The following is a 24,673-nucleotide window of genomic DNA, read 5'->3' as shown; positions in this document are numbered from 1 at the left end:
GGGGCGCGGCGCGCCCGCGTTGCTCGTCGAGGACACACTGGATGCGCTGCGGCGTGGCGGCTATCGGCTGGTGTCGCTCTCGACGCTCCTGGACGCGGTTGAGCGCGGGGATCGCGTCGGCGGCTGGGTCGCGTTCACCGTCGACGACGGCTACGCCGACTTTGCCGAGGTGGCGCTACCGCTCTTCGCGCGCTACGAGGCACCGTGCACGGTGTTCGTCACCTCCGGCGCTGTCGACCGCGCGTGCTGGTTCTGGTGGGACCAGGTGGAGTACCTCTTCGAGCGTACGCGCGCAGCACGTGTCGCGGTGGCGACCAAGGAAGGGCCCCTTAATGCGCAATGGGCGGACGCCCACGAGCGGGAGGCCGTCGTGGCCGCCGTCTGCGCCCGGCTGAAGAGCCTGAGCACGGAGGAGCGTCTGTCCGTGACGGCGCGCCTCGCCGCCGAGCTGGGCGTCGCGCTCCCCGAGACGGCGCCCGCGATGTACGCGAGCATGACCTGGGAGCAAGTGCGCGCGTGCGAGCGGGCCGGCGTCACGATCGGCGGACACACGGTGACGCACCCGGTGCTCGCGCGCTGCGACGACACGCAGGCCGAGCGTGAGATCCGCGACTCCTTGCAGCGGCTGCGCGAGCAGTGCGCGGGCCCGATCGACATGTTCGCCTACCCGAACGGTCAACCGGCCGACTACGGTGCGCGCGAAATGAAGTTGCTCGCCACAGCGGGGATTCGCGCGTCCTTCGCGACACATCCCGGCTACGTCACCGCCGACTACCTGCGATCCGACGACTCCGCGGCGCGGTGGCGTGTGCCGCGGTTCCCCGAGCAATACAGCGTGCCCGGGATGGTCCGCGTCGTCACCGGGTTCGGCGCGATGCAGATCAGCGCGCCAGCATGACGAACGGACCGCAGGCGTCAGTCGCGCACTCCGAGCAGCGATCGCGCCGCACGGACCCGACCGCGCGTGGTACCGCCGCGGTGCCGCCCGTCGAGCTGCTCGCTGTCGACGATCCGCGCTGGTCCGCGTTCGAGGGCGAGCTGGATCGCGCTGGCGTGCCGCTCGCGCTCTCGAGTCGTCTGGCGTGGAGCGAACTTCTCGCCGCGCGGCGTGCGCAGCTCGTGGCGGTGCGCGACGCCGACGGCGCGCCGAGCGTCGGCGTCGCAATCACGGCGTCGTCGAGCCGCGCGCTGCCGGGACACGAGATCTGGCGGGTGGAGCGGCTCGGGCTCGACGTGCCGATCGCCTCGCTCGTCCGCGCGATCGACGCCATCGCCTTGGCGGCGCGGCGTCAGCCTCGCGTGCTCATGGTGGAGACGACGGTGGTGACGCCGGACGAGCAGCGCCGCCGCGCCATCGGCGCGGCGCTCGCCGCCCTCGGCTTCCGACGTCGGAACGTCCACGAACGTATCTATCGCCGCACGATCACGCTCGGCCTAACGACCGGCGACACCGCGTCGCTGTTCGCGGCGCTGCCGGAAAACACGCGCCGCAAGATCCGTCTGCCGACGCGGCGCGGGCTGGAGTTGCGCGAGATCGACGATCCGGCGTACGGCACACGGCTCGACGCGCTGGTGCGGGAGACCATGGCGCGCACGGGAGGCCATGCGTCCCCCATGGACTGGTCGGCGATCATCGAGCTGTGCCGGGGCCACCCGGGCCGCTCGCGCCTCATCGGCATGTTCGTCGCCGGCAGCCGCGACCCAGGGGACCTGCTGGCGTTCTCGTGGGGATGCCACCACGGCGAGTACGCGCACTACGACGCGGGCGGATCGACGCGGCGCGCGGACGTGAACGCTCCGCTCGCGTACGCGCTCCTCTGGGACCTGGTCATATGGGCGAAGACGAACGGCGCGCGCTGGTTCGACTTCGCGGGCGTCACGGACGGCACCCCGGGATCGGATCCCCTCGCCGGGATCTCCGACTTCAAGCGCCACTTCTCGCAGGACGAGCGACTCGTGGGCGAGGAGTGGGTGCTGACCCCACATCGCGCGCGCGCGCGCGTGGCCGCGGCCGTGAGCGGTGCGGCACGCCGCGCGCGCGAGTGGCGAGCCCGCGCCGAGCGGCGCGCAGCCGCAGTCTCCGCGGGCGCCGACGCACGTGGTCCCCGGTCCGGCAGCGCACGTCCCGTCGCCGCCATGGTTCGACGCCTCGCGCGGGGCATCGCGACCCGGGTCGCCAGTCACGGCGAGTTTCGCGTGTACGCGATGCCCGCGGACCACGCGCGCTCGCTGCCCGGCGGCGAGGAGCTCGCACGCGACGCCGAGGACCACCTGGGACGCTATGGGCCCGATGAGCCATGGCATCCCGCGCCGGAGGAGCACGCGCGGGTCGTGCGCGCGCGCCTGTCGTCGGGCAGCCACGTCTACACGGCGGTGGTCGACGACCGGTTGGCGCACTGGAGCTGGCTCACCGCGCCGGCGCGCTCGCTGGACACCGACCTGGGGCTCCCGCCATATCCGCTGCCCGAGGGTTCGGCCGTCCTCTGGGATGACAACACGATCCGGGCGGCCCGCGGTCGTGGCCTGCACACGCAGTCGATCCGGCGCCGGGCGCGCGACGCGGCGACCATGCCGGGCGTCGACACCGTCGTTATCGGCGTGCGAGCGAACAACGTGACGTCGCGGCACAACATCGAGAAAAGCGGCTTTCGGCACGTAGCGAGCTTGCACGTCCTCCGTGTGCTCGGCGCGCGCTTCACGTGGATGAGGCGCGCCCGGACGTCCCCGTGACGGCTCCGTCCGGAACGCCGGCGTGACCGTTCTCGTCACCGGCGGCGCGGGATTCATCGGCTCCGCGCTCGTGCGCCATCTCGTGCACGGTGGCGCGCGCGTGGTGAACGTCGACGCGCTCACGTACGCCGGCAATCTCGACTCGGTGGCGGACGTCGCGGCGTCGCCGCTGTACGCGTTCGAGCACGTGGACGTGTGCGACGCGCCGGCGCTGCGCGCGGTGTTCGAGCGGCATCGGCCGACGGCGGTGGTCCACCTCGCCGCGGAGTCGCACGTCGACCGCTCGATCGACGGCCCGCGCGCGTTCGTCGACACGAACGTGGTCGGCACGTTCACCGTGCTGCAGGAATCGCGGCGCCACTGGGCGGGGCTGCGCGGAGCGGCCGCCGACGCGTTCCGCGTGGTGCACGTATCCACCGACGAGGTGTTCGGCTCGTTGGGCGCGACGGGGACGTTCGACGAGGCGACGCCGTACGATCCGAGCTCGCCGTACGCGGCGACGAAGGCGGCGTCGGACCATCTCGCGCGCGCGTGGCACCGCACGTACGGGCTGCCGTGCGTGATCACGAACTGCTCGAACAACTACGGCCCGTACCAGTTCCCGGAGAAGCTCATCGCGCTCACGATCCTCAACGCGCTCGCCGGCGAGCGGCTGCCGGTGTACGGGCGCGGCGAGAACGTGCGCGACTGGCTGTACGTGGAGGATCACGCCGCGGCGCTCGTCGCGGTGCTGGAGCGCGGACGGCCGGGCGAGACGTACGCGATCGGCGGCCGGAGCGAGCGCCGCAACCTCGACGTCGTGCACGCGGTGTGCGACCTCGTGGACGAGCTGCGCCCCGACGCGCGATTCGGCTCGCGCCGAGCGCTCGTCACGTTCGTCGACGACCGGCCGGGACACGACCTGCGCTACGCGATCGACCCGTCGAAGATCGAGCGCGAGCTGGGGTGGCGCGCGAGCGTGTCGTTCGAGGACGGGCTGCGGCGCACGGTGGCGTGGTACATCGACAACGCGTGGTGGTGGACGCGCGTGCGTTCCGGCGTCTATCGGGGCGAGCGGCTGGGGCTCGCGGCGCGCGCGTGAAAGGAATCCTCCTCGCCGGCGGCTCGGGGACGCGCCTGTACCCGCTCACGCGCGTCGTCAGCAAGCAGCTGCTGCCGGTGTACGACAAGCCGATGATCTACTACCCGCTGTCGGCGCTCATGCTGGCGGGGATCCGCGAGGTGCTCGTGATCTCGACGCCGCACGACCTGCCGCGGTTCCAGGATCTGTTAGGCAACGGCGAGCAGTGGGGGATGTGCTTCCGCTACGCGGAGCAGCCGACGCCGGCGGGCATCGCGCAGGCGCTCGTCATCGGCCGCGACTTCCTCGGCGGGGAGGGCGCGGCACTCGTGCTGGGCGACAACATCTTCTACGGCGGTGGCCTCATCGCCCTGCTCCGGCGCGCCGCCGCGCAGCGCGACGGCGCGACGATCTTCGGCTATCGCGTGGCGGACCCGCAGCGCTACGGCGTCGCGGAGCTCGACGCCGCCGGCCGCGTGCTGTCGATCGAGGAGAAGCCGGCGACGCCGCGGTCGCCGTACGCGGTGACGGGGATGTACTTCTACGATGCCGACGCGCCGGCGATCGCGGCGGGCCTGCGGCCGTCGGCGCGCGGGGAGCTCGAGATCACGGACGTGAACGCGGCGTACCTCGAACGCGGCACGCTGCGCATGGAGGTCCTAGGCCGCGGCTACGCGTGGTTCGACACGGGGACGCACCGGTCGCTGCAGGAGGCCTCCGCGTTCATCGAGGCGATCCAGTCGCGGCAGGGGCTGATGATCGCATCGCCGGAGGAGATCGCGTTCCGCGCGGGATACGTCGATGGGGCGCAGCTGCTGCGGCTCGCCGACGCGTGCGGGAAGTCGAGCTACGGGCAGTACCTGCGCGGGGTCGTGGAGCAGCCGGGGCTGGACGCGCTGGCCTAACGGCGTGGTACGGCGGGACGATCAACGGCGGGACGACGCACGGCGGGACGACTGACGGCGGGACGTTCGACAGCGGGACGATCCGCCACGGGACACGGCGCGCCGGATCGCAGTTACCAGGGGGGGGCTCCCCCCCCTTCGCCCAAGGTGCTGTGCGCTGATCGAGCCGCGGTACCAATCCGACGCACACCGGATCCCGGGATCGCGGCGCCGAGCATCGCGGCTCGATCTCACATCGCCTCGCCGGAGAAAACCCCTCGTGTGTTGGTAAGCGGGTCAGCGGATTCGCGAATCCGCTGATCCGCTATCCGAAACCTTGGGAGGGTCGGCCCGTCGAGGAGTCGGACTCGCGCGCGCCGCTCACCGCACCCGCACGATCGCCAGCCCCACGTCCGTCGGCGCCTGCAGCGAGAGGAGCTGCTTCGTCCCCACGGGCCCCGACAGCTCGACGAACGCCGACGTGTACGACCGCAGCAGCGGCACGTCGACGACGAAGTCGCCGAACGACGCCGTGCGCTCGAGCAGCGGGAACGGCCGCGGAAAGCCGATCGGGTTCGCGGCGCTGAGACCGCGGAACACGTCGCGCGTGTTCCAGCTCGGGATCGTCAGCGTCGCGTCGCGCGGCGTGAAGCCGGGGCGATCGTCCACCGCGAGCGCGAGCGACCAGTCGGGGAGCATGTCGTACGGCGCGCGCACGGTGCGGCGCACGAGGTTCTGGATCCCCGTCACCGCGGTCTCGGTGGTGAGCGCGCGGAAGAACGCCGCCTCGTCCGACGCGAAGTTGTCCGCCGCCCACCGCACGAGCAGCCACCCGCTGCCGTAGAACGACCCGTCGAAGCGCGACACGGGACCGAGCGGCGTGAGCGAGTCGACGCGCGCGTAGTAGTCGCCGAGCGCGGAGAAGTGCTTCAGCATCGCGATCGGACGGCCGTCGCACGACGTGAGCTCGCAGCCGACCGTCGGCGCGAACGCCGCGTTCCCCTTCCACGTCGCGCCCGAGAACGTGCGCGCGTACAGCTCCTCGGCCACGCGCGCCGTCGCCTCCTCGAGCCACGTCTCCTCGAGCACGGGCTGCCCCGCCCCCGCGCGCGCGAACCGCTCCGCGTACGCGGCGAGATGCTTCGTCTCGTGCACGAGCGTCGCGCGCAGCTGCCGTCGCCATTCGGTGGCCGTCTCCACGCCGAGCGGCAGGCGCGCGTAGAACACCGCGGCCTCGTTGCTCGACGCGAGCTGCGTCTTCGGCACGAAGTTGCATCCCGTCATGAAGCCGAACGTGTTCGGCACGCTGTCCGTCACGTACGGCGTGAACAGGATCCGCACGCGGCCGTCGCCGCCAAACTTCGCGTCGAGCGCGAGCGGATCGCCGAAGTACGTCGTCACGATCGGAAGCATGACGCGATCGAACTCGTCGGCGAGGTCGCGGTACAGCGCGTCGCGCGACCCCGCGCCGGCGGCCGCCGTGTCCTCGACCACGAGGCTGTGCGCGCCGACCGCGGCGACGCGCGCGCGCACCGGCGTCGGCGCGGCGCAGTCGAAGTACATCGCGTTCAGCGTCACCACGTCGCCGACCGCCGGCACGGCCACCGCGCGCGCGCCGAGCGGGCGGCGGGGCGGCGGCGCCACGGCGCGCGCGCCTAACGCCCTCAGGCGCGTGCGCTCGCGCGCCAGGTGCACCGCGTGCGCGAGGGCGACGGGATCGGGCTGCACGCGCGGCGCCGCCGCGGCCGCGCGCACGGCGACGGGCGCGCGCACGGCGATCGTGCCGCCCATCGACCGCCCCCGAAGCTGCGCGGCGACGCCGCCCGGCGCGGTCGTGCTCGCGTCGTAGATCGACACGACGAACTCGCCACCATGCTCCAGCCGCGTGCACCGCAGCTCGTCCGGCCGCGCGAGCACGGCGCGCTGGCCGATCGCCAGGATGCGCGGCGTCGCGGGGTCGAGCGGCGCCTCGCCGACGACCGAGTCCACCACGCCGCCACTCGTGCGCCGGACCACGATGCGCGCGACCGACGGCGGCGCGCACGGCAGCCCCGACGCCGACGGCACGGCGATGAGCAGCCGCGTCGACGTCACGTCGAGGATGCTCGCCGGAAATCCGGCGATCGACGCCGACATCGCGCCCGGCGCGAACCCGTCGCCGGTGAGCGTGAGATTCGCGCTCGCCTTCAGCGTGTCGGTCGGGATGCGCGTGACCGTGAACGGCGCCGGTCGAGCGATCGTCACGGTGGACTGCGCGCGCGCGCCGTGTCGGCGACGGCGATGACCGACACGGCGCCGGCGTTGAACGCCTGGAAGTTCCCGACGCTGTCGATCGACGCGACGTTCACGTCGCTCGTCGACCAGCGCACGATCGCCGAGGCCGGATTGCCGTAGCGGTCACGCACCGTCGCGGTGAAGCGCACGCGCGCGCCCGGCACGAGCGCGATGGTCGTGTCGCGGGCGATCGTCACGGTGGCGGCGCGGTCGGCGGTGGCCGTCGCAGTGAACGTCAGCGATGGGGCCGAGCCGGCCGTCGCGCTCAACGACTGCGTACCGGCCGCGGGACCGAGCGTCCAGGTCGTGGTCGCGACGCCGCCCACATCCGTCGTGCTGGACGTGGCCGACACGCCGCCGGCGAACGTGCTCCACGAGACCGGGACGCCGCGCAGCGCGTTGCCCTGTGCGTCCGCGACGCGCACCCGGACCGCGACCGGCGAGCCGACGACGGCGGAGAGCGTTCCGCCCGGCGGCTCGACAGCGGTGATGGACGCGGGCGTGGCGGCGGGCTGCTCGCCGCCCCCACCGCCGCACGCGGCGAGCAGCGACACCAGCGACACGAGCGGGAGGACGACGGCGACACGGTGCGACGAGGAAAGCATGGGGCGGAATCTACAATTCGCAGGGCCAGGCCGGCATTTTCCATCGGCACACCCCTCCCACCGCCTCATGTCCACCGACCTCGCCTCCCGCCCGCCGCTGACGCTCCTCTCCGAGGAGGAGGTCATGTTCCGCGACGCCGTCACCGCCCTCGCCGACTCCGAGGTGCGCCCACGGGTGCACGCGATGGAGCAGGCGGGCAAGATCGATCCCGCGCTCACGCGCCAGTTCTTCGAGCTGGGCCTCATGGGCATCGAGGTGCCCGAGGCGCTCGGCGGCGCGGGCGGCACGTCGATGATGGTCGTCCTCGCCGTCGAGGAGCTGTCGAAGGCCGACGCCTCGGCGGCCATCCAGGTCGACGTGCAGAACACGCTCGTGAACTATCCTCTGCACACGTACGGCACCACCGACCAGCACGAGCGGTTCCTCGCCCGCCTAACGAGCGGCACCGTCGGCGCGTACGCGCTCTCCGAGCCCGGCTCCGGCTCCGACGCGTTCGGCCTCGCGACGCGCGCCACGCGGGCCGACGGCGGCTGGCGGCTCGACGGCTCCAAGCTGTGGATCACGAACGGCGGTGAGGCGGAGATCTTCGTGGTCTTCGCGAACGCGAACCCCGACGCCGGCTACAAGGGCATCACCGCGTTCGTCGTCGAGAAGGGCACCGACGGCTTCGCGGTGGGCCGCAAGGAGGACAAGCTGGGCATCCGCGCGTCGAGCACCACGGCGCTGCACTTCGAGAACGTGTTCGTCCCCGACGCGAACGTGCTCGGCGAGGTCGGCCGGGGCTACAAGATCGCCATCGACACGCTGAACGGCGGCCGCGTCGGCATCGGCGCGCAGATGATCGGCGTGGCCGGCGGCGCGCTCGCCGCGGCGACGTCGTACCTCAAGGAGCGCAAGCAGTTCGGCCACGCGCTCGCCGAGTTCCAGGGCATCCAGTTCCAGGTCGCGCAGGCGGCCACGGAGCTCGAGGCGGCGCGACTCATGGTCTACAACGCCGCGCGCCTCAAGGACGCGGGCCAGGACATCGCCCGCGAGGGCGCGATGGCGAAGCTGTTCTCGTCGCAGGTGGCCGAGCGCGTGACGTCGCTGTGCGTCGAGCTGTTCGGCGGCTACGGCTACACGAAGGAATACCCGGTCGAGAAGTACTACCGCGACGCGAAGATCGGCACCATCTACGAGGGCACGTCGAACATGCAGCTCCAGACCATCGCGAAGGCCGTCCTCAAGTAGGAGTCGCTCCGTGCCCGCCTGGCATCTCCGCCCCCGCTCCGGCCCCGAGGTCGTGGACGCGAGCGTGCAGCTGCTGAAGCAGAACGCGCGGCCGCTGCTGCTGCTCGCGACCGTGCTGACGATCCCCAGCCTCGCGTTCAGCCTCGTGAACTCGCTGCTGTTCGGCGACGCGCTGGAGACGGCGCGCACGAGCGCGCGCCCGACGGACGTGCTGAGCGCGGTCGTGGTCATGCTGCCGGTCATCGTCGTCGTCACGATGTGGTTCCTCGTCGCGTTCGGCGCGCTCGTCGGCGCGGCGTCGAGCGCGTACGTCGACGGCACGCCGATCGATCCGGTGGAGGCGATCCGCCGCGCGTGGCCGCGTGCCGGCGTCCTGCTCGGCGCGGGGCTGCTGACGTACCTCCTGGTGTTCGTGCAGCTCATCGGCGTCGTCCTCGTGTTCACGACCGCGTTCGGTCTGCTGGCGGGCGCGATCGGCCTCATCGCCGGCGGCATCGGCGGCAACACGGCGGGCACCATGGTGGTCGGCATGATCGGCGTCGTCGTCATGGTCGTGACGTTCCTCAGCATGCTCGGAGCGGGCGCCTGGCTCGTCGCGCGCTACGTGACGCTGCCTGCCGTGGCGGCGAACGAGCAGCTCGGCGTGACGGCCACCATGCGCCGCGCGCGTGAGCTCTCCCGCGGCTCGCTCCGGCGCCTGACGGTGCTGCTGCTGCTCGTCGGCGCGATCTTCCTGGTGGTGGTGTTCGGCGGCACGATGCTGCTCGCGATGGTGCTCGGCAGCCCGACCGCGGCCTCGGTGCTCGCGAACATCGTGAACATCCCCGTCTACGCGTTCGGGGCGGTGCTCGTCGCGGTGCTGTACTACGACCTGCGCATCCGGCACGAGGGGCTCGACATCGAGCTGCTGGCGCGCGAGCTCGACGCGGAGCCGACGATGGCCGAGGGCGCGCGGCCCTGACGCCGCCCGCGGTGCTCCCTCCCGCCGCCGACACCGCGGTCCGCGCCGCGCTCGAGGCGACGTTCCGTCAGCGTGCGTACGACCGCACGGTGCGGGAGACACTGTGGAGCAAGATCCTCGCATGGCTCGCCCGGCTCATGGAGCTGATCCGCGGCGAGGCGCAGCGTTCGCCGCTCCTGACGTGGGCGCTCGTTGCGACGGTCGGTGCGCTCGCCGCGCTCGGCGTCGCGCGGTGGTGGTGGCTCGCGCGCCGGCGTAGCGAGGCAGCCGGCGGCGCGATCGACGGCGCGCGCGGCGCGGCGGCGGCCGACCCATGGCGCGTCGCCGCGACGCTCGCCGCCGCCGGCGCGTTCACCGACGCGGCGCACGCGCTGTACGCCGCGCTCCTCGCGCGCCTCGCGCGGCACGAGCGCCTGTCGCTGCACCCGTCGAAGACCGCCGGCGACTACGCGCGCGACCTGCGCGGCCTCGGCTCGCGCGCGTTCGCGCCGTTCCGCGAGTTCGCGCGCGACTACGACCGCGTGGTGTACGGGCTCGGCACGTGCGACGGCGCGCAGTTCGCGCGCCTGCTCGATGCCGCGAATCGCACGCTGCCGCTGGGGGACGCGAAGTCCCCGCGCCGTGGCTGATCGCGTGCTGGGCGGCGTGCTGACGCCGCGCGTCGTGGGCGGCGTGTTCGTGCTGCTGCTCGTCGCCGCGCTGCTCGTGAGCCCCGAGGAGGGACGCACCGGCGACGCGCGGCTGTCGTCGCGGTCCGCGGCGCCGCAGGGTGCGCGCGCGCTCGCCGAGACGCTGCAGCGCGTGGGCTGGCGCGTCGAGCGGCGCGATGCGGCGTATGCCGGCCAGCTCGCCGAGCCGCCGCAGCCGCGCGTCGTGCACGCCGTGCTCGACCCGCGCACGCCGCTGCGCGCGTCGGAGGTCGGCGTGCTGCTCGACGCGGTGCGGCGCGGCGCGGGACTGCTCGTCGTCGTCACCAACCACACGCCGCTCGCCGACTCGCTCGGCTACTCGGCGAGCGTGAACGCGGGGACGCTCGCGCCCGAGCGCGAGGACACGGTGCGCTGTCCCGCCGGACCGTGGGGCGCCGGCGGCGCGATCACGTGGGCCGACGGCATGGTGCACACGCTCTACCTGCTCTCGCGGCGCCCGGAGCCGGGTGCCGTTCGCTTCGCGCGCGCCGAGACGCAGTTCCTGCGCGGTGGCAGACGGGGCGCGTTCGACGCCGCGCGCGGCTTTCCGTTAGGCCGCGGCCGCGTCGTCGCGATCGCCGATCCCGACCTCCTGCGCAACGACGTGCTGCGCGTCTGCCGGTGGGGCGCCGGCGTGGCGGCGGTGCGCATGGCCGAGTGGCTCGCCGTCGCCGGCGGCGAGCGCCGCATCGTGTTCGACGAGTACCATCAGAGCGGTGCCGGCGAGCCGCATCCGCTCCGCGTCGTCCGACGCGCGCTCGCGAGCACACCGGGTGGCCGCGCGACGCTGCAGCTCGCGCTCGCGGCGCTGGTGCTGTTGGCCGCCGCCGGCGCGCGCGCGCTCCCCCCTGCCCCGCGGGCCCGCACGGCGCGCCGCTCGCCGCTGGAGCACGTGGATGCGCTCGCGCGTGCGTACGCGCACGTGGGCGCCACGCGCGTCGTCGCGCGCCGTCTCGCGCGCGGCATCCGCCGGCGACACGGCCGCGGCGTGTGGCGCGCCGGCGATCCGCACGGCGACGCCGCGTTCCTGCGCACCGTCGCGTCGCGCCGCCCCGCCGTCGCCGACGATGTCGAGCGTCTGCTCGCTGCGACCGAGCATGCCGACGCGGATCCGGCGGCGCTCGCCACCGCCGCCGCACGCGTCGATCGCGCCCTCACCCCACGCACACCGCCGACGTGACCGAGCCCGCCGAGTCTCCAGCCCCGCTCTCCAACCACGCGCGCGTCGTCGAGGCGCTCGGCCGCGTGCGCGCGTCGGTCGCCCAGCGCGTCGTCGGACAGGACGCGGCGATCGACGACGCGCTCGTCGCCGTGCTCGCACGCGGCCACGTGCTGCTCGAGGGCGTGCCCGGCGTCGCGAAGACGCTGCTCGTCCGCACGCTCGCCGCGGCGCTCGGCGCGCGCTTCGGGCGGATCCAGTTCACGCCCGACCTCATGCCCGCGGACGTCACCGGGGTGAGCGTGCTGCGCACGCAGGGACCCGATCGCGCCGCCGGCTTCGAGTTCCATCCCGGGCCCGTGTTCACCGATCTGCTGCTCGCCGACGAGATCAACCGCGCTCCGGCGAAGACGCAATCGGCGCTGCTCGAAGCGATGCAGGAGCGACAGGTGACCGTCGAGGGCGAGCCGCGGCCGTTAGGCGGGCTCTTCACCGTGTTCGCGACGCAGAACCCGGTGGAGTACGAGGGCACCTACCCGCTCCCCGAAGCGCAGCTCGATCGCTTCCTGCTGAAGGTCGTCGTCCCCTATCCGACCGCGGAAGCCGAGGCGGCGATGCTCGACCGCCACGCGGAGGGCTTCGATCCCGAGCGCAGCGCACCGCCCGCGCCGGAGCTCGACGCCGCGACGCTCGGCGCGCTGCGCGACGCGGCGGACGGCGTGCGCGTCGCCCCGGAAGTGCGCGCCTACGTCGTGGCGCTCGTGCGCGCGACCCGCGACGACGCCGCGCTCACGTTAGGCGGCTCGCCTCGCGCGACGGTCGCGCTGCTCCGCGCCGCTCGCGCCGCGGCGCTGCTCGACGGTCGCGACTTCGTCACGCCCGACGACGTGAAGGCGCTCGCGCCGGCCGTGCTGCGCCACCGCGTGCGCGTCGCCCCGGAGCTCGAGGTCGAGGGACGCACGGCCGACGACGTGCTGCAGGCGCTGCTCACGCGCGTTCCCGCGCCACAGTGAGAGCGACGAGCGTGGTGCCGACGCGCCGCCTGGCGCTCGCCGCCGCGCTCGTCGCGCCGGCGTGGCTGCTGCCCGGCACCGCCGGCGTGGTCGTCGGCGCCACGCTGCTCGGCGCGCTGGTCGCCGCGGCGGCGAGCGACTGGCTGCGCGCGCCGGGCGCGCGCGACGTCGAGGTGGCGCGCGAGCTCCCCGACGTCGTCGGACTCGGCGACCGCGCCGAGGGAGCGTATCGGGTGACGTCGCGGTGGCCGCGCGCGCTCACCGTCACGCTGCTCGACGCGCTGCCGCCGGCCGTGGTACGGCTTCGCGCCGGGGGCGCCGACGCCGGCGTGGACGACGAGTCGCACGAGCCGCCCGCGACCGCGGTGCGCCTACCGCCGTTAGGCGCCGCCACCGTACCGGCCGCGTTCGTGGGACGCGCGCGCGGGCGGCACGCGCTCGGCCCCGCGGCGCTTCGCGTCGAGGGAGCGCTCGGCCTCGTCGCGCGCGTGATCCGTGTCGCGCTCGACGACGAGGTGACCGTCGCGCCGTCGCTCGCCGGCGTGCGGCGCTACCGGCTGCTCGCGGCGGAGCACCGACTGCGCGAGGCCGGCCTGCGTGCGCTGCGGCGGCGCGGCGAGGGGACGTCGTTCGCGTCGCTGCGCGAGTATCTCCCCGGCGACGATCCGCGCCACGTCGACTGGAAGGCCACCGCGCGCCGCGGCAAGCCGATCACGCGCGAGTACGCCGTGGAGCAGCGGCAGACGGTGATCGTCGCCGTCGACGCGGGACGGCTCATGACGCAGCTCGCCGCCGGCGACCCGCCGCAGCCGCGCTTCGAGTTCGCGCTCGCTTCGGCGACGCTCCTCGCCGACGTCGCCGTGCAGTCGGGCGACAACGTCGGGCTGCTGCTGTTCGACGACGAGGTGCGCGCGTGGGTGCCGCCCGCATCCGGCGCCGACGCGCTCCGGCGGGTGCGCTCGGCGCTCGTCCCCGCGCGCGCGACGCTCGTCGAGCCGGACTACGAGACCGCGTTCCGCACGCTCGCCGCGCGGCAGCGCCGACGTGCGCTCGTCGTGCTGTTCACCGACGTCATCGACGCGCGCGCGTCGCAGGTGCTCGTCGCGGTCGCGGGGCGCAGCGCGTCGCGCCATCTGCCACTCGTCGTCGCGCTGCGCAACGACTCGCTCGTCGCCGCGTCGCTCCCCGCGCCCGACGCACCCGCACGCGATGCGTACGCCGCGGCCGCCGCCGAGGAGCTGCTCTCCGCGCGCGACGAGGCGCTCGCGCGCATGCGGCGCGCCGGCGTGGACGTCGTCGACGTCGCGCCCGCGGCGATGGCGGCGGCGGTGGTGAACCGTTACCTCGAGATAAAGGCGCGCGGGGCGCTGTAGTTCAGCGGCTCGTGCGGTCGCGCCGGTCCGGGACTCCACGTACGTGTTTTCGGAGGACTGAAGAGGGACTGAAGGAGGACTGAAGAAGGACTCTTGAAGGTTCCTTCTTCAGTCCTCCTTCAGTCCCTCTTCAGTCCTACGAACGCAGGTACGTGGAGCCGTAAGAGCGGTGCCACGGTCACGCGGCCCGTCGCGGCCACAGCCAGCCCGCGAGCATCACCGCCGTCGCCGCCGACACGGCACCCTTCGCCGCGAGCGGCCACACGAGCGGCGACACGTTGCCCTCGAGCAGTCCCGCGACGACGAGCATGAGCGTCGACGCGCAGATGAGTCGCACCGCGCGGGCCGACTCGTCCACGAGCGCGTCGCGCCGCGTGCGTGCGCCGGGGAGCAGGATCGCCGACGCGAGCAGCAGCCCCGCGCCCCCCGCGATGCAGATGGCCGACAGCTCCAGCACGCCGTGCGGCAGCACGAAGCCGAGGATCTGGCCGAGGATCCCCTTGCTCGCGTACAGGCCGAGCGGCGCACCGAGCGCGGCGACGCCGTTCATCACGAGCAGGAAGCACGTGCCGATGCCCGCCGTGATGCCTAACGCGAACGCGCCGAACGTGATCTGCACGTTGTTCGACATGATCACGCTCGCCAGCACCGGGCCGCGGGCGCCCGCCTCGTCCTCCGGCAGGTAGCCGCCGCGCGGCCCGCGGCGCTGCCCCGACTCGGCGCGCTCGAGCAGGCTGGGGGGCACCAGCTCCGTCACCAGCGTGGGGTCGCGCACCACGGCGGTGAACGACGCGACGGCCGGCGCGAACAGCAGCAGCGCGGCGATCGCGATCGGCCGCCACGACCGGCGCACCTCCGCCGGCACCTGACGCAGCACGAAGTCGATCGCCGTGCGCGCGGTCGACTCCTCGCGCCGGTACACGAGGTTGTGCCCCGCCGCGACGAGCCGCGCGAGATAGAACACCGCGTCGTGGTCGCGGCCGCGCGCGGCCGTCTGCAGGCGCGCGAGGTCGGTGGCCACCTCGCGGTAGCGCGCGACGAAGTCGCTCACCTCGTCCTCGCCGAGCGCGCGCAGCCCGCCGCGTCGCCGCTGCACCGCGGCGAAGAGCGCCGCGAACTCTCGCCACCGCCCCGCGCCGCGCGCCACGAGCGCGTGCGGCAGCGCCGTCGGCGACGACCCACGCGCCGTTCCCGCCGCGCGCAGCACCGCGACGCCGGCGCGGGCCCGCCGCTCGCGGTCGTGCAGCGCGGCCAGCCACGCGTAGTCGGTGGCGCCGAGCCCCGCGTCGACCTCCGTCGGCACACGCGGCTTGAGGCGGCGCGCGAGCTGCAGCGCGATCGCCTGACGACGCGCCGGGTCGATCGCCTGTCGGCGCGCCATGTACCGCTCCAGCAGCGCGAACTCCTCGTCGCTCAGCAGCGCCGCGGGCGGCAGCGCGCGCTCCGCATCGTTAGGCGCGCCCGGCACGACATCGGCCGCGAACGGCGCCGACACGGCCTGCTCGCGCACCACGATCGTGCCCGCCACGACGTCGCCGAGTCGCCGCCCGCGCGGCGACATCGCGGCCGACACGATGCCCACGAGGTACGTGAACGCGGGCTGCATGTCCACGATGCGCACGAGGTTGCGCGCCGCCGCGCCGCCGAGCGAGAGCGCCTGCCCGCCGTCCTGCACCACCCGCAGCCCGAGCAGCCGCTTGCCCGGCGTCTGTCCGTCGTGCAGCACCTCGAACAGCACGTAGTAGCCCCACAGCAGCGCGAACTGCGCGAACACGACGATCGCGAACAGCCACCGCTCCGCGGCGCCGAGCCGCCCGTGTCCCGGTGCGCCGAGCGCGTTCCACACGATGCCGACGACGACGAATGCGCCGACGCAGATCAGCGCGTCGACGATCGCCGCGGCGGCGCGCGAGCCCACGCCGGCCACGGTGTACGAGAGCACGACCTGCTCCGGCGTCTCGACGTCGACTCGACTCTCGAGTCGCGGCGGCGTGGCGGACGGACGGAGCACGGGCGCGGTCATGCGGTGAAGATACGACGCGGGGCGGTGCCCGGAGAGCACCGCCCCGCGCGATCGCCTACGGCGAGCGTCGTCAGTCCGCGCGCGTGCGCCGCCGCGCGTGCACGCCGAGCGCGAGCAGCCCGAGCGCCGTGAGCGCGATCGTCGTCGGCTCAGGCGTCGAGACGACGACCGCGGACGAGTTGAAGCCCGCGATCTGCGAGAGGATCCACGCCTCGTTGTACTGCACGCTCGCGAACCCGTTCAGCGAGCCCCACCCGTCGATCACGTTCGTCCGGAACAGCGGCGGCGAGGCGAACGTGTTGCAATCCGGATCGCCGCAGAACACCGTGCCGAACGACGCCACGCCGGCGAGCTGTCGATCGATGAACAGCGGCCCGCCCGAGTCGCCGGCACCGAGCCCCATCTCGGTCGGGCCGCGGCCGCGGTTGCAGAATGGATTCGGGTCGCCGCCGCCCGTCGCCCAGCAGAACGCGTCGCTGCGCCGCAGCCCGTTGTCGAAGTCCGTCCACAGGATCCCGTCGCCGGGGCCGAAGAACTCGTCGGACACGAGGTCGACGCGGTTCTGCCCCCACCGCCGCCGCCCGTCGAATCCCAGGTCGCCGAGCGCGCCGTTGCCGAACGTCCCCGCGCCGATGAAGTCCGTGTTCTGGAAGAACGGGTCGCCGTGGAAGATCGAGTACGGCGTCAGCCAGTTCGGGATGGTGCCATCGAGATCGATCAGCGCCACGTCCTGACCGCCGTCGGAGGCCGGGTTGAAGAAGCCCTGCCACGAGTCCCGCACGACGACCGAGCGCGACCAGATGTCGACCGGCGTGTTGCCCGGGCCGACGAACCGCGCGCGCACTCGGTCCTGCCCCGTCACGAGATCGCCCGTGAGATCGTCGGTCACGCAGTGCGCCGCGGTGAGGATCGTGTGGGGTCCGACGAGCGCGCCCGTGCACGAGAATCCGCTCGTCGGCGTGATGAAGACGCTGAGCCGCGCGACCGCGTTCGCGTTGATGCCGTCGACCACCGCGTCGAAGAAGTTGATGAGCGACGGGTCGACCGTGCCGTCCAGACCGAGGATGTCGCTGCGCAGGATCAGCGGCACGTGATCCGCCGTCTTCGGCAGCGTCGGCAGCGGCTGGGCGGCGGCGACCGTCGCGACGAAGAGCGTCGCGACGGAGAGGAGACGGCGCGCGACTCGAGCGGGTCGGGCGGGCATGCGGGGCTCCGCGAGGCAGGGTGGCCGGCGCCGGGGGGACGAACGCGCCTACGGGAGGGTGTGGTGCCGGCACCACAGTAGGTGCACCCATCCGTTGCGCAAGAGATCTCCCGAACGCAGGCCCCGCCTCACGGATTCGCCGTCGGCGACGGGATCGAGCTCCCGTACTTCTGGTTGATGAGCGCGACGAGATCCTGCGCCACCACCAGGTGCGCCGCTGCCGAGGGGTGCACGCCGTCGAAGGACACGAACTGCCCGAACGGCGACGTGCCCGCGGGCGCCGCGAGGTTCGGGAACGGCGGCACCTGCCCCGTCGCGCGCCAGGTGAAGAGACGCGTGTTCGGGTCGTAGTACGCGAACCCGATCGAGTCCGCCTTCGCGTGGATGTAGCCATTCCACCCCGCCACGCGGTTGACGAAGAACGTGCGGTCGGCGTCGGAGAGGAGCCCGGGGGTCTTCGTGGCGACGCCGGGGATGTCGGCACAGACGAACGTGAACGGCGCCGCCGCCGGCAGCGCGGCGATCGCGGTCGCGATCCCCTGCAGTGCAGGGATGGAGATCTGCGGCGTGCCCGTGCTGCAGTTGGGCGCGAACGCGATGGGGTGGCCGAGCAGCGACACGACCGCCGCCGCCGCGGCCGGCTGGTACGCGAACGCCGGCTGCGACGGCGTCGCTGCCTGATCGAGCACCGAGATCGGGATCCCGAGCGGCGCGTTCACGACGTTCACCACGCCGATCAGCACGCCCTTCGTCAGGTTCGGGCTCCCGGCGCGCAGGTCGTCGATCATCCGCGCGTAGTTGCGGACGAATGTCGACGAATCGGTGACGCCGGCGCGCGTGCCGCCTAACGCGAAGCTCAACACGTCGTTGTTGCCGATCCAGACCGTCGCGAACGTCGGGTCGACCTCGACCGCCTTCTGCACCTGGGTCAGCCCGCCGAGGATGAACGTCGTCAGCGCGCTGTAGCCGCCGCCCGCCTGCCCCGTCGGGTCGAACGAGTTCGCGCCGGGCACGGCGACGTTGTTCAGCACCGCGTTGATCGAGCCGGTCGCGCGTAGGTCGCACGTCAGCGCCGTGCCGCCGCCGACGCGCGTCTGCAGCAGGAAGTTCGTGAGCGGCGGGCGGCAGCCGCGCCCGGCGAGGGCCGCGTACGCGTAGCGCGTGCCCGCCGCGGCCGCGAGCAGGCGCGCGTAGCTCTGCTTCTGCGTCGAGTCGTTGATCCCGTCGGACTGGAAGCCGGCCGTGATGCTGTTGCCGAGCGCGACGTAGCGCGCCATGAACGCGGCGCTGTTCGCCGGCTCCGGGGGCGTGAGCAGCTCGGCGTCCTTGGCGCACGCCGCGAGGACGGACGCCGCGGTCGCACCGGCGACGAGCGCGCGGCGGCCGGCACGGGAGAGGATCCGCATGGTCATGGTCGGCTCAGAACTGCGCCTTGAGGCTCAGCGAGAAGACGTTCGCGTTCAGGGTGTACCAGCCGCCGTTGAGCTGCGCGGCCGTCTGGCTGTCCGCCGTGCGCTCGATGACGCGTCCGCGGCGGCCCTGTGTCTCCACGCGCAGGTACGACGCGTCGAGCGCGAACGTGGTGCCGATCGGGATGCCCAACCCGCCCGCGAAGTTGAAGCGGCTCATGTCGGGGAGCAGCGGCGTCACCGTCACGTCGGGCGCCGGCGTCTGCGCGTACGCGAAGCCGAGGCGCAGCGCGACGCCGTTCTGCGCCGCGGGTGTCGCGGCGACGTCGTCCGGGTCGACGAACGTCGCGAAGAAGCGGTGCTCGAAGCCGACGCGCAGCGAGTTCGAGTTCTCGTAGTCCTCGCGCAACGTGCGCGTCAGCGGCGAGCCGGGGCCGAAGTCCACGGGTAGCGTCGTGAAGGAGCTCCACTGGATGCGCGCGTAGTCGACGGAGAGCGTCGTGTTCGCGATCCCGCTGTAGCCGACGCCGACCTGGAGCTGCGCGGGGAACTCGAGCCGCGTGCTCGCGTGCTGACCCGGGTGCAGCAGCCCGCTCCCCGTGAACTGCCCGGCGAGCACCGCGTCGAACGGGACGCCGGTGGGAGGTACCGTGGTGCCCGCGGGGATGATCGGGCTTCCCGGGAACAGCGTCACCCCGCTCGGCACCTGGGTGAACGTCGCGTCGGCGCCGTCGTACTCGAATCGGACCCTCGACAGATAGCGCGCGCCGAGGCCGAGCGCCGGCGTCGGCTGCCAGTGCGCCCCGACGTTGAATCCGACGCCGCTCGCGCTCCCCTTCACGCGCGCGCGCGCGCGAACTCGGTGCCCGGCGCGATGCCGAGCTGCGCGAACGTGACGCCCGACGGCGCGCCCGGCGGCGTCTGCGACGAGATGTCGATCGACTGCCGCAGCTCGAGCTGCGACCAGCCGATCGTCGGGCCGCCGCCGACCGAGAGCTTCCCGGGTACCAGCTCCACCGCGACGTTAGGCTGCACGTACACGCTCGCCAGCGACGCCTTCTGCGCGCTGAAGCGGCCGACGAAGTCCGGCGCCCACTGCGACGTGAGCCCGTAGGGCACGTACGCCGCGACGCCGAGCGCGACGCGGTGGCTCGCCGGTGTCCAGTTCACCCCGAGGAACGGCGGGTACGCCGTCGGCACCTCGCTCGGCCACACCTTCCCGGTCGTGTCCGCCCTGAACGACCCGTTCACCGCGATCGCCGACGCCCCGGCATACACGGCGAGACCACGCAGCGTCGTCGTCGCCGCTGGATTCCAGTAGATCGTCGACACGTCCTCGCACGGTGAGCCGGTCGCCGCGAAGCCGCGGGCGATCGCGCAGCTCCCGATCTCGTTCAGCCCGAAGCCCTGCGCGCGCGCGACGCGCGGCGCGACGCCGGACAGGCTGCAAGCGGCGACGGCACTCCACCAGCCCGCCACGCGGATCGCCCGCCCACGAGACGTCATGTGCGAGACTCCTGAGATGAAGCGCAGAGACGGTTGCGCTATGATCCGGGCGGCGTCGCCCGACTCCGAGTAACCTGGACGCCCGGAACGCCCGGCCAAAGTCCCGACCTCATGCACGCTCGCCGACATCCGCTCGTCACTCCCGCGCTGCTCATCCTCGGCATCGCGCGCGCCACCATCGCGCAGCCGGCCGATCTCGTCGTCACGAACGCGCGCATCTACACGGTCGACGGCGCGCGCCCCGTCGCCGCGGCGATGGCCGTGCGCGACGGGCGCGTGCTGTTCGTCGGCGACGAGCGCGGCGCGCTCGCGCTGAAGGGCGGCGCGACGCGCGTCGTCGACCTGCAGGGGCACACGGTCCTCCCCGGCCTCGTCGACGCGCACGGACACCTGCTCGGACTCGGCCTCGCGCTGCGCAACGTCGATCTCGTCGGCACCACGTCGTACGACGAGGTCGTGCAGCGTGTCGCCGCGCGCGCGCGCGAGGCGCCGGCGGGATCATGGATCGTCGGCCGCGGATGGGACCAGAACGACTGGGGCGATACGCGCTTCCCCACGCACGAGGCGCTGTCGCGCGCCGTCCCCGACCACCCCGTGGTGCTCGAGCGCGTCGACGGACATGCGGTGCTCGCGAACGCCGCCGCGATGCGCGCCGCGGCCGTCACGGCGCGCACGCGCGACCCCGAGGGCGGCCGCCTCGAGCGCGACGCTTCCGGCGCGCCGACCGGCGTGTTCGTCGACAACGCGATGGCCATCATCGACCGCGTCGTGCCGCAGCCGTCGCGCGAGGAGCAGCGCGCCGCGCTGAAGGGCGCCATCGCCGAAGCGCACCGGTGGGGGCTCGTCGGCGTGCACGATCCGGGAGAGCCGCGCGCCGTGATCGAGCTGATGGAGGACATGGCGGCGAAGGGAGAGCTCGACCTCCGCACGTACGTCATGATCGCCGACGACAGCGCGGCGCTCGCCTATTACTTCGCTCGCGGGCCGCGCGTCGCGCTGAACGACGGTCGCCTGTGGGAGCGCGCCGTGAAGCTGTACGCCGACGGCGCGTTAGGCTCCCGCGGTGCGGCGCTGCTCGAGCCCTACGCCGACGACCCGAAGAACTCCGGCCTGCTCGTCTCCGCGCCGGCGCACATCCAGGACGTCGCGACGCGCGCGCTGAAAGCCGGCTTCCAGGTGAACACGCACGCCATCGGCGACCGCGGCAACCGGCTCGTGCTCGACGCGTACGAGAAGGCGCTCGCCGCCGTGCCGGTGGCCGACCATCGCTTCCGCATCGAGCACGCGCAGATCCTGAATCACGACGATATCCCGCGCTTCGCCGCGCTCGGCGTGATCCCGAGCATGCAGGCGAGCCATCAGACGAGCGACATGTACTGGGCCGCGAACCGCCTCGGAGCGGCGCGCCTGCTCGGCGCCTACGCGTGGCGGTCGCTGCTCGACGCGGGCTCCGTGGTGCCTAACGGAAGCGACTTCCCCGTCGAGCAGGTGAACCCGCTCATCTCGTTCCACGCCGCGGTGTCGCGGCAGGACGCGCGCAACTGGCCCGCCGGCGGCTGGCTCCCCGAGCAGCGGATGACGCGCGGGGAGGCGCTGAAGTCGATGACCCTGTGGCCGGCGTTCGCCGCGTTCCAGGAGCGCGACATGGGCTCCCTGACGCCGGGCAAGTACGCCGACTTCGTGGTGCTCGACCGCGACATCATGCGCGTGCCCGATGACCAGATCCTGGGTACGCGCGTCTTGTCCACGTGGATGGGCGGGCGGGTGGTCTACGAGGCGAAATGAGCCCGGTCGCGAACCCTGGATGCGGGGCGAGCCCCGGGGTTGACAAGGTTCCCCTGCTCGCGTTGCGTGCGAATCTATGTTGAACGACACATCCTACGCGTTCCTCAAGCGGTTGCTCGACGCGCCCGGCCCCTCCGGCTTCGAGACCGTCCCCGCGCGCGTCTGGCGCGCCGAAGCGAGCACCTTCGCCACGGTGAGCGGGGACGTGATGGGCAACAGCATCGCCGTCGTGAACCCGGGCGGGTCGCCGACGATCATGCTCGCCGGCCACATCGACGAGATCGGCGTCATCGTCACCTACGTCGACGACCAGGGCTACGCGTACGTCGGCCCGATCGGCGGCTGGGATCCGCAGGTGCTCGTCGGGCAGCGCGTGCGGTTCATGGGGAAGGACGGTGACGTCGTCGGCGTCATCGGCAAGAAGCCGATCCACCTCATCAAGCCCGACGAGCGCGAGAAGGCGTCGCGCATGTGCGACTTGTGGGTCGACATCGGCTCGACGAGCAAGGCGGAGACGCTCGCCCGCCTGTCCGTCGGCGACGCCGGCGTCGTGGACAAGCAGCTGCTCGAGCTGCCGAACGGCCGCATCGCGTCGCGCTCGATCGACAACCGCATCGGCGCGTTCGTCGTGCTCGAGGCGCTCCGGCGCTACGCCGCGCGCCCCGGCGACGCGCGCGTCGTGGCCGTCGCGACGACGCAGGAGGAGATCGCATGGCGCGGCGGCGGCGCCCTCGCGTCGGCCGTGAAGGTCGCGCCGGCCATGGCGATCGTCGTCGACGTGACGTTCGCGACCGACCACCCGGGCGTCGACAAGAAGGAGCACGGCGAGGCGAACCTCGGCGGCGGTCCCGTGCTCACGCGCGGCTCGATCGTCTCGCCGATCGTGTTCAACATGGTGCGCGACGCCGCCGAGCGGCTGAAGATCCCGTACCAGCTGCACGCCGCCGGCCGCGAGTCGTTCACCGACGCCGACGCGATCCACAACGCCGCCGAGGGCATCGCCACCGCGCTCGTCTCCGTCGCGAACCGCTACATGCACTCGCCGAGCGAGATGGTCGCCGTCGACGACCTCGATCGCTCCGCGGAGCTCATCGCCGAGACCTGCCGCGCGGTCGGGAAGAACGCGGACTTCACTGAGAGATAGCGCAGAGCGTAGAGCGTAGAGGGGGCCCTGGGGAACTCAGTCCTCAGGGCCCCCTCTGCGCTCTACGCTCCACGCTCTATGCTTACGACGCCAGCGCCGTCGTCGCGATCAGCCGCTTGGCCGCGTCGCGCACCGCGGGCTCGGCGTCCGTCAGCAGCGTGCGCAGCGTCGGCATCGCGGAGTTGCCGCGGGCGGCGGTGAGCGCTTCGAGGGCGGCGATGCGGAAGCTCACCGGGCGCGGACGCAGGTTCGACGGCATCACCGCGCGCACCAGCTTCTGCACCGCGTCCGGCGTCCCGAGTCGGCCGAGCGCGTAGATGATCCCGAGCTGCACGTCCGTGTCGCTCTCCGCCTCGAGCGCCGTGGCGAGCGGCGTGGCCGTCTTCGCCGGCGAGGCCGCGAACGCGCCCGCCGCGTGCAGCCGCACCTGCGGCGAGCGGTCCTGCAGCATGCGCTGGAGCGCGATGCGCGCGATCGGCGTGTCGATCCGCGACAGCGCCGCGGCGGCCGCCTCGCGCACGCGCTCGTCGCGGTGCTCGAGCAGTCGGGCGAGCGGGCCGTCCGCCTGCGGCTCGCGCATCTCGCCGAGCAGGCTCGCCGCGTTGCGCACCACGTACCACTGCGGGTGGCCGAGCGCGTCGATCAGCATCGGGATCCCCGTGCGCAGCTCGACGATCGCGTTGTAGAAGACCCGCCGCTCCTCGAACGAGTCGGCCGCCATGAGATGCGCGAGCAGCGCCGCCGCACCCGGGTTGCCGCACCGGCCGACCGCGTCGCGGTGCTCCGCGTACTCCTTCTGGCGTCCCGCCGAGAGAAGCCCCGGCAGCAGCTGCGCGACGAGGCGCGTCAGGTGCGGCCGCGACAGCCGCTCGATCGTCTTCGCGCAGGCGGCCTTGATCGTTTCGTCGGAGACCTCCCGCTCGATCCGCCAGAGCCCGACGAGCACTTCGGCCACCGCCTCGGCGTGCCCCGCCTCCATGTGCTGGTCGGTCAGCTCCACCAGCTCCGCGAGCGCGTGCGTCGCGTCGAGCGGCACCGATGCCTGTCGCACGCGTGCGAGGTGGTGTTCGACCTTCAGGTGGTCGGGCGACGGCGCGGTCGGCTCGGGCGACGGATCGGAGGCCGCGGCAGCCGTCACGTCGACGTTCCACAGCTTCTGCGCGGCGATGCGCTGCGCGAACTCCTGCGGGTCGATGACGGCTTCCTCGGCCAGCAGGCGCACCAGCTTGATGAGCTCCGACGCCGACGCGAACTGCCGGATCGTGAGCTCGCGCACGCCGTGCGCCTTCAGCTGCTCGGTCAGCTCCTCCATCCCCGTCGCGGACGCCGGCACGACGTCCCCGTCCAGCGCCAGCTTCCACTCGTCGAGCCGGAACGCGATGGTGCGCTCCCGGGAGTGGGTGACGGCGAGACGGAGCGTGTCCTTGACCTCTTCGATCGTGCTGCCGGAATGCCGAAGCAGTCCGACGAGACGGGAGAGGGTGCGGGCAAAGGCGAGTTGGGGCTCCATGCGATCGAGTATCGACGCGGCCCCGCCGAAGTTGAGGCGTCCACGCCGCAGGCTGCCGGCGACGCCGGGCGGCGTTAACATTCGGGCGGCTCCCACCTCGGCGCATCGCGCCA

At 73.2% G+C, this 24,673-nt stretch carries 20 protein-coding genes; 12 read left to right on the top strand and 8 right to left on the bottom strand.

Going from position 1 to position 24,673, the window contains the following annotated elements:
• The first annotated feature begins 19 nt into the window (after positions 1-19).
• Genes J421_RS12330 through rfbA form a run of 4 tightly spaced genes read left to right on the top strand, consistent with a single transcriptional unit; the run spans position 20 to position 4,695 of the window.
• Positions 20-898: a polysaccharide deacetylase family protein gene (locus tag J421_RS12330; RefSeq protein ID WP_158508772.1), complete on the top strand. Its 879-nt coding sequence runs from the start codon at positions 20-22 to the stop codon at positions 896-898.
• A complete protein-coding gene (locus J421_RS12325) occupies positions 802-2,730 on the top strand; it encodes a hypothetical protein (protein ID WP_148306290.1) in 1,929 nt (642 codons plus the stop codon). The genes J421_RS12330 and J421_RS12325 overlap by 97 nt, the downstream gene beginning before the upstream one ends.
• A gap of 22 nt (positions 2,731-2,752) precedes the next feature.
• Positions 2,753-3,811 carry a dTDP-glucose 4,6-dehydratase gene (gene rfbB / locus J421_RS12320; RefSeq protein WP_025411478.1) on the top strand — a complete coding sequence of 353 codons (1,059 nt, stop codon included), beginning with the start codon at positions 2,753-2,755 and terminating at the stop codon, positions 3,809-3,811.
• On the top strand, positions 3,808-4,695 hold the full coding sequence (rfbA, locus tag J421_RS12315; protein ID WP_025411477.1) for a glucose-1-phosphate thymidylyltransferase RfbA: 888 nt from the start codon (positions 3,808-3,810) through the stop codon (positions 4,693-4,695). Before rfbB ends, rfbA begins: the two co-directional genes overlap by 4 nt.
• Before the next feature lie 360 nt (positions 4,696-5,055).
• Here rfbA and J421_RS12310 read toward each other — a convergent pair whose 3' ends face one another.
• Positions 5,056-6,918, bottom strand: coding sequence for a hypothetical protein (locus tag J421_RS12310; protein WP_025411476.1), 1,863 nt, complete (start codon positions 6,916-6,918; stop codon positions 5,056-5,058).
• Positions 6,915-7,553, bottom strand: a complete 639-nt coding sequence (locus tag J421_RS12305; RefSeq protein WP_025411475.1) for an Ig-like domain-containing protein — start codon at positions 7,551-7,553, stop codon at positions 6,915-6,917. Before J421_RS12305 ends, J421_RS12310 begins: the two co-directional genes overlap by 4 nt.
• A gap of 67 nt (positions 7,554-7,620) precedes the next feature.
• Between J421_RS12305 and J421_RS12300 the strand changes: the two genes are divergently transcribed.
• From J421_RS12300 to J421_RS12275, 6 genes are read left to right on the top strand one after another with little or no spacing between them, the layout of a single operon-like run.
• A complete protein-coding gene (locus J421_RS12300) occupies positions 7,621-8,784 on the top strand; it encodes an acyl-CoA dehydrogenase family protein (protein ID WP_025411474.1) in 1,164 nt (387 codons plus the stop codon).
• Positions 8,785-8,794: 10 nt separating this feature from the next.
• Positions 8,795-9,745, top strand: coding sequence for a hypothetical protein (locus J421_RS12295; protein ID WP_148306289.1), 951 nt, complete (start codon positions 8,795-8,797; stop codon positions 9,743-9,745).
• 11 nt (positions 9,746-9,756) lie between these two features.
• A complete protein-coding gene (locus J421_RS12290; RefSeq protein WP_025411472.1) occupies positions 9,757-10,374 on the top strand; it encodes a DUF4129 domain-containing protein in 618 nt (205 codons plus the stop codon).
• The gene (locus J421_RS12285; RefSeq protein WP_025411471.1) at positions 10,367-11,614 is read left to right on the top strand and encodes a DUF4350 domain-containing protein; all 1,248 of its coding nucleotides are present in this window, start codon (positions 10,367-10,369) and stop codon (positions 11,612-11,614) included. Before J421_RS12290 ends, J421_RS12285 begins: the two co-directional genes overlap by 8 nt.
• Positions 11,611-12,606, top strand: a complete 996-nt coding sequence (locus tag J421_RS12280) for an AAA family ATPase (RefSeq protein WP_025411470.1) — start codon at positions 11,611-11,613, stop codon at positions 12,604-12,606. The genes J421_RS12285 and J421_RS12280 overlap by 4 nt, the downstream gene beginning before the upstream one ends.
• Positions 12,603-13,979, top strand: a complete 1,377-nt coding sequence (locus J421_RS12275) for a DUF58 domain-containing protein (RefSeq protein ID WP_104022559.1) — start codon at positions 12,603-12,605, stop codon at positions 13,977-13,979. Before J421_RS12280 ends, J421_RS12275 begins: the two co-directional genes overlap by 4 nt.
• Positions 13,980-14,157: 178 nt before the next feature.
• Here the strand turns inward: J421_RS12275 and J421_RS12270 are convergent, their stop codons facing one another.
• The 5 genes from J421_RS12270 to J421_RS34345 all read right to left on the bottom strand — a co-directional run bounded on the left by J421_RS12270 (position 14,158) and on the right by J421_RS34345 (position 20,121).
• Positions 14,158-16,002, bottom strand: a complete 1,845-nt coding sequence (locus J421_RS12270; protein WP_025411468.1) for a stage II sporulation protein M — start codon at positions 16,000-16,002, stop codon at positions 14,158-14,160.
• A gap of 70 nt (positions 16,003-16,072) precedes the next feature.
• Entirely contained in the window at positions 16,073-17,206 is a 1,134-nt protein-coding gene (locus tag J421_RS12265) for a trypsin-like serine protease (RefSeq protein ID WP_025411467.1), read from the bottom strand.
• Positions 17,207-17,334: 128 nt separating this feature from the next.
• Positions 17,335-18,618 carry an SGNH/GDSL hydrolase family protein gene (locus tag J421_RS12260; protein ID WP_025411466.1) on the bottom strand — a complete coding sequence of 428 codons (1,284 nt, stop codon included), beginning with the start codon at positions 18,616-18,618 and terminating at the stop codon, positions 17,335-17,337.
• A gap of 7 nt (positions 18,619-18,625) precedes the next feature.
• Positions 18,626-19,456 carry an OmpP1/FadL family transporter gene (locus tag J421_RS34350; protein WP_025411465.1) on the bottom strand — a complete coding sequence of 277 codons (831 nt, stop codon included), beginning with the start codon at positions 19,454-19,456 and terminating at the stop codon, positions 18,626-18,628.
• Positions 19,453-20,121, bottom strand: a complete 669-nt coding sequence (locus tag J421_RS34345) for an OmpP1/FadL family transporter (protein ID WP_158508770.1) — start codon at positions 20,119-20,121, stop codon at positions 19,453-19,455. Before J421_RS34345 ends, J421_RS34350 begins: the two co-directional genes overlap by 4 nt.
• A gap of 111 nt (positions 20,122-20,232) precedes the next feature.
• On the opposite strand from J421_RS34345, the gene J421_RS12245 reads away from it, so the two are divergent.
• Together J421_RS12245 and J421_RS12240 are read left to right on the top strand one after the other, a co-directional pair.
• Complete coding sequence (locus tag J421_RS12245) at positions 20,233-21,906, top strand: amidohydrolase (protein ID WP_025411463.1); 1,674 nt, start codon at positions 20,233-20,235, stop codon at positions 21,904-21,906.
• Positions 21,907-21,982: 76 nt separating this feature from the next.
• Positions 21,983-23,050: a M20/M25/M40 family metallo-hydrolase gene (locus tag J421_RS12240; RefSeq protein WP_104022556.1), complete on the top strand. Its 1,068-nt coding sequence runs from the start codon at positions 21,983-21,985 to the stop codon at positions 23,048-23,050.
• 82 nt (positions 23,051-23,132) lie between these two features.
• On the opposite strand, the gene J421_RS12235 is transcribed toward J421_RS12240, so the two are convergent.
• Positions 23,133-24,641: a HEAT repeat domain-containing protein gene (locus J421_RS12235; protein ID WP_148306288.1), complete on the bottom strand. Its 1,509-nt coding sequence runs from the start codon at positions 24,639-24,641 to the stop codon at positions 23,133-23,135.
• Between the last annotated feature and the right edge of the window lie 32 nt (positions 24,642-24,673).

Origin of the sequence: Gemmatirosa kalamazoonensis, from assembly GCF_000522985.1 — a bacterium.
Classification (GTDB): domain Bacteria; phylum Gemmatimonadota; class Gemmatimonadetes; order Gemmatimonadales; family Gemmatimonadaceae; genus Gemmatirosa; species Gemmatirosa kalamazoonensis.
This window is presented reverse-complemented; position numbering and strand designations above follow the sequence as displayed.

Coding starts and splice junctions, on each gene's coding strand:
- J421_RS12305 (WP_025411475.1), bottom strand. CDS start 7,553: ATGCTTTCCTCGTCGCACCGTGTCGCCGTCGTCCTCCCGCTCGTGTCG.
- J421_RS12300 (WP_025411474.1), top strand. CDS start 7,621: ATGTCCACCGACCTCGCCTCCCGCCCGCCGCTGACGCTCCTCTCCGAG.
- J421_RS12270 (WP_025411468.1), bottom strand. CDS start 16,002: ATGACCGCGCCCGTGCTCCGTCCGTCCGCCACGCCGCCGCGACTCGAG.
- J421_RS12265 (WP_025411467.1), bottom strand. CDS start 17,206: ATGCCCGCCCGACCCGCTCGAGTCGCGCGCCGTCTCCTCTCCGTCGCG.
- J421_RS12260 (WP_025411466.1), bottom strand. CDS start 18,618: ATGACCATGCGGATCCTCTCCCGTGCCGGCCGCCGCGCGCTCGTCGCC.
- J421_RS34345 (WP_158508770.1), bottom strand. CDS start 20,121: ATGACGTCTCGTGGGCGGGCGATCCGCGTGGCGGGCTGGTGGAGTGCC.
- J421_RS12245 (WP_025411463.1), top strand. CDS start 20,233: ATGCACGCTCGCCGACATCCGCTCGTCACTCCCGCGCTGCTCATCCTC.
- J421_RS12240 (WP_104022556.1), top strand. CDS start 21,983: ATGTTGAACGACACATCCTACGCGTTCCTCAAGCGGTTGCTCGACGCG.
- J421_RS12235 (WP_148306288.1), bottom strand. CDS start 24,641: ATGTTAACGCCGCCCGGCGTCGCCGGCAGCCTGCGGCGTGGACGCCTC.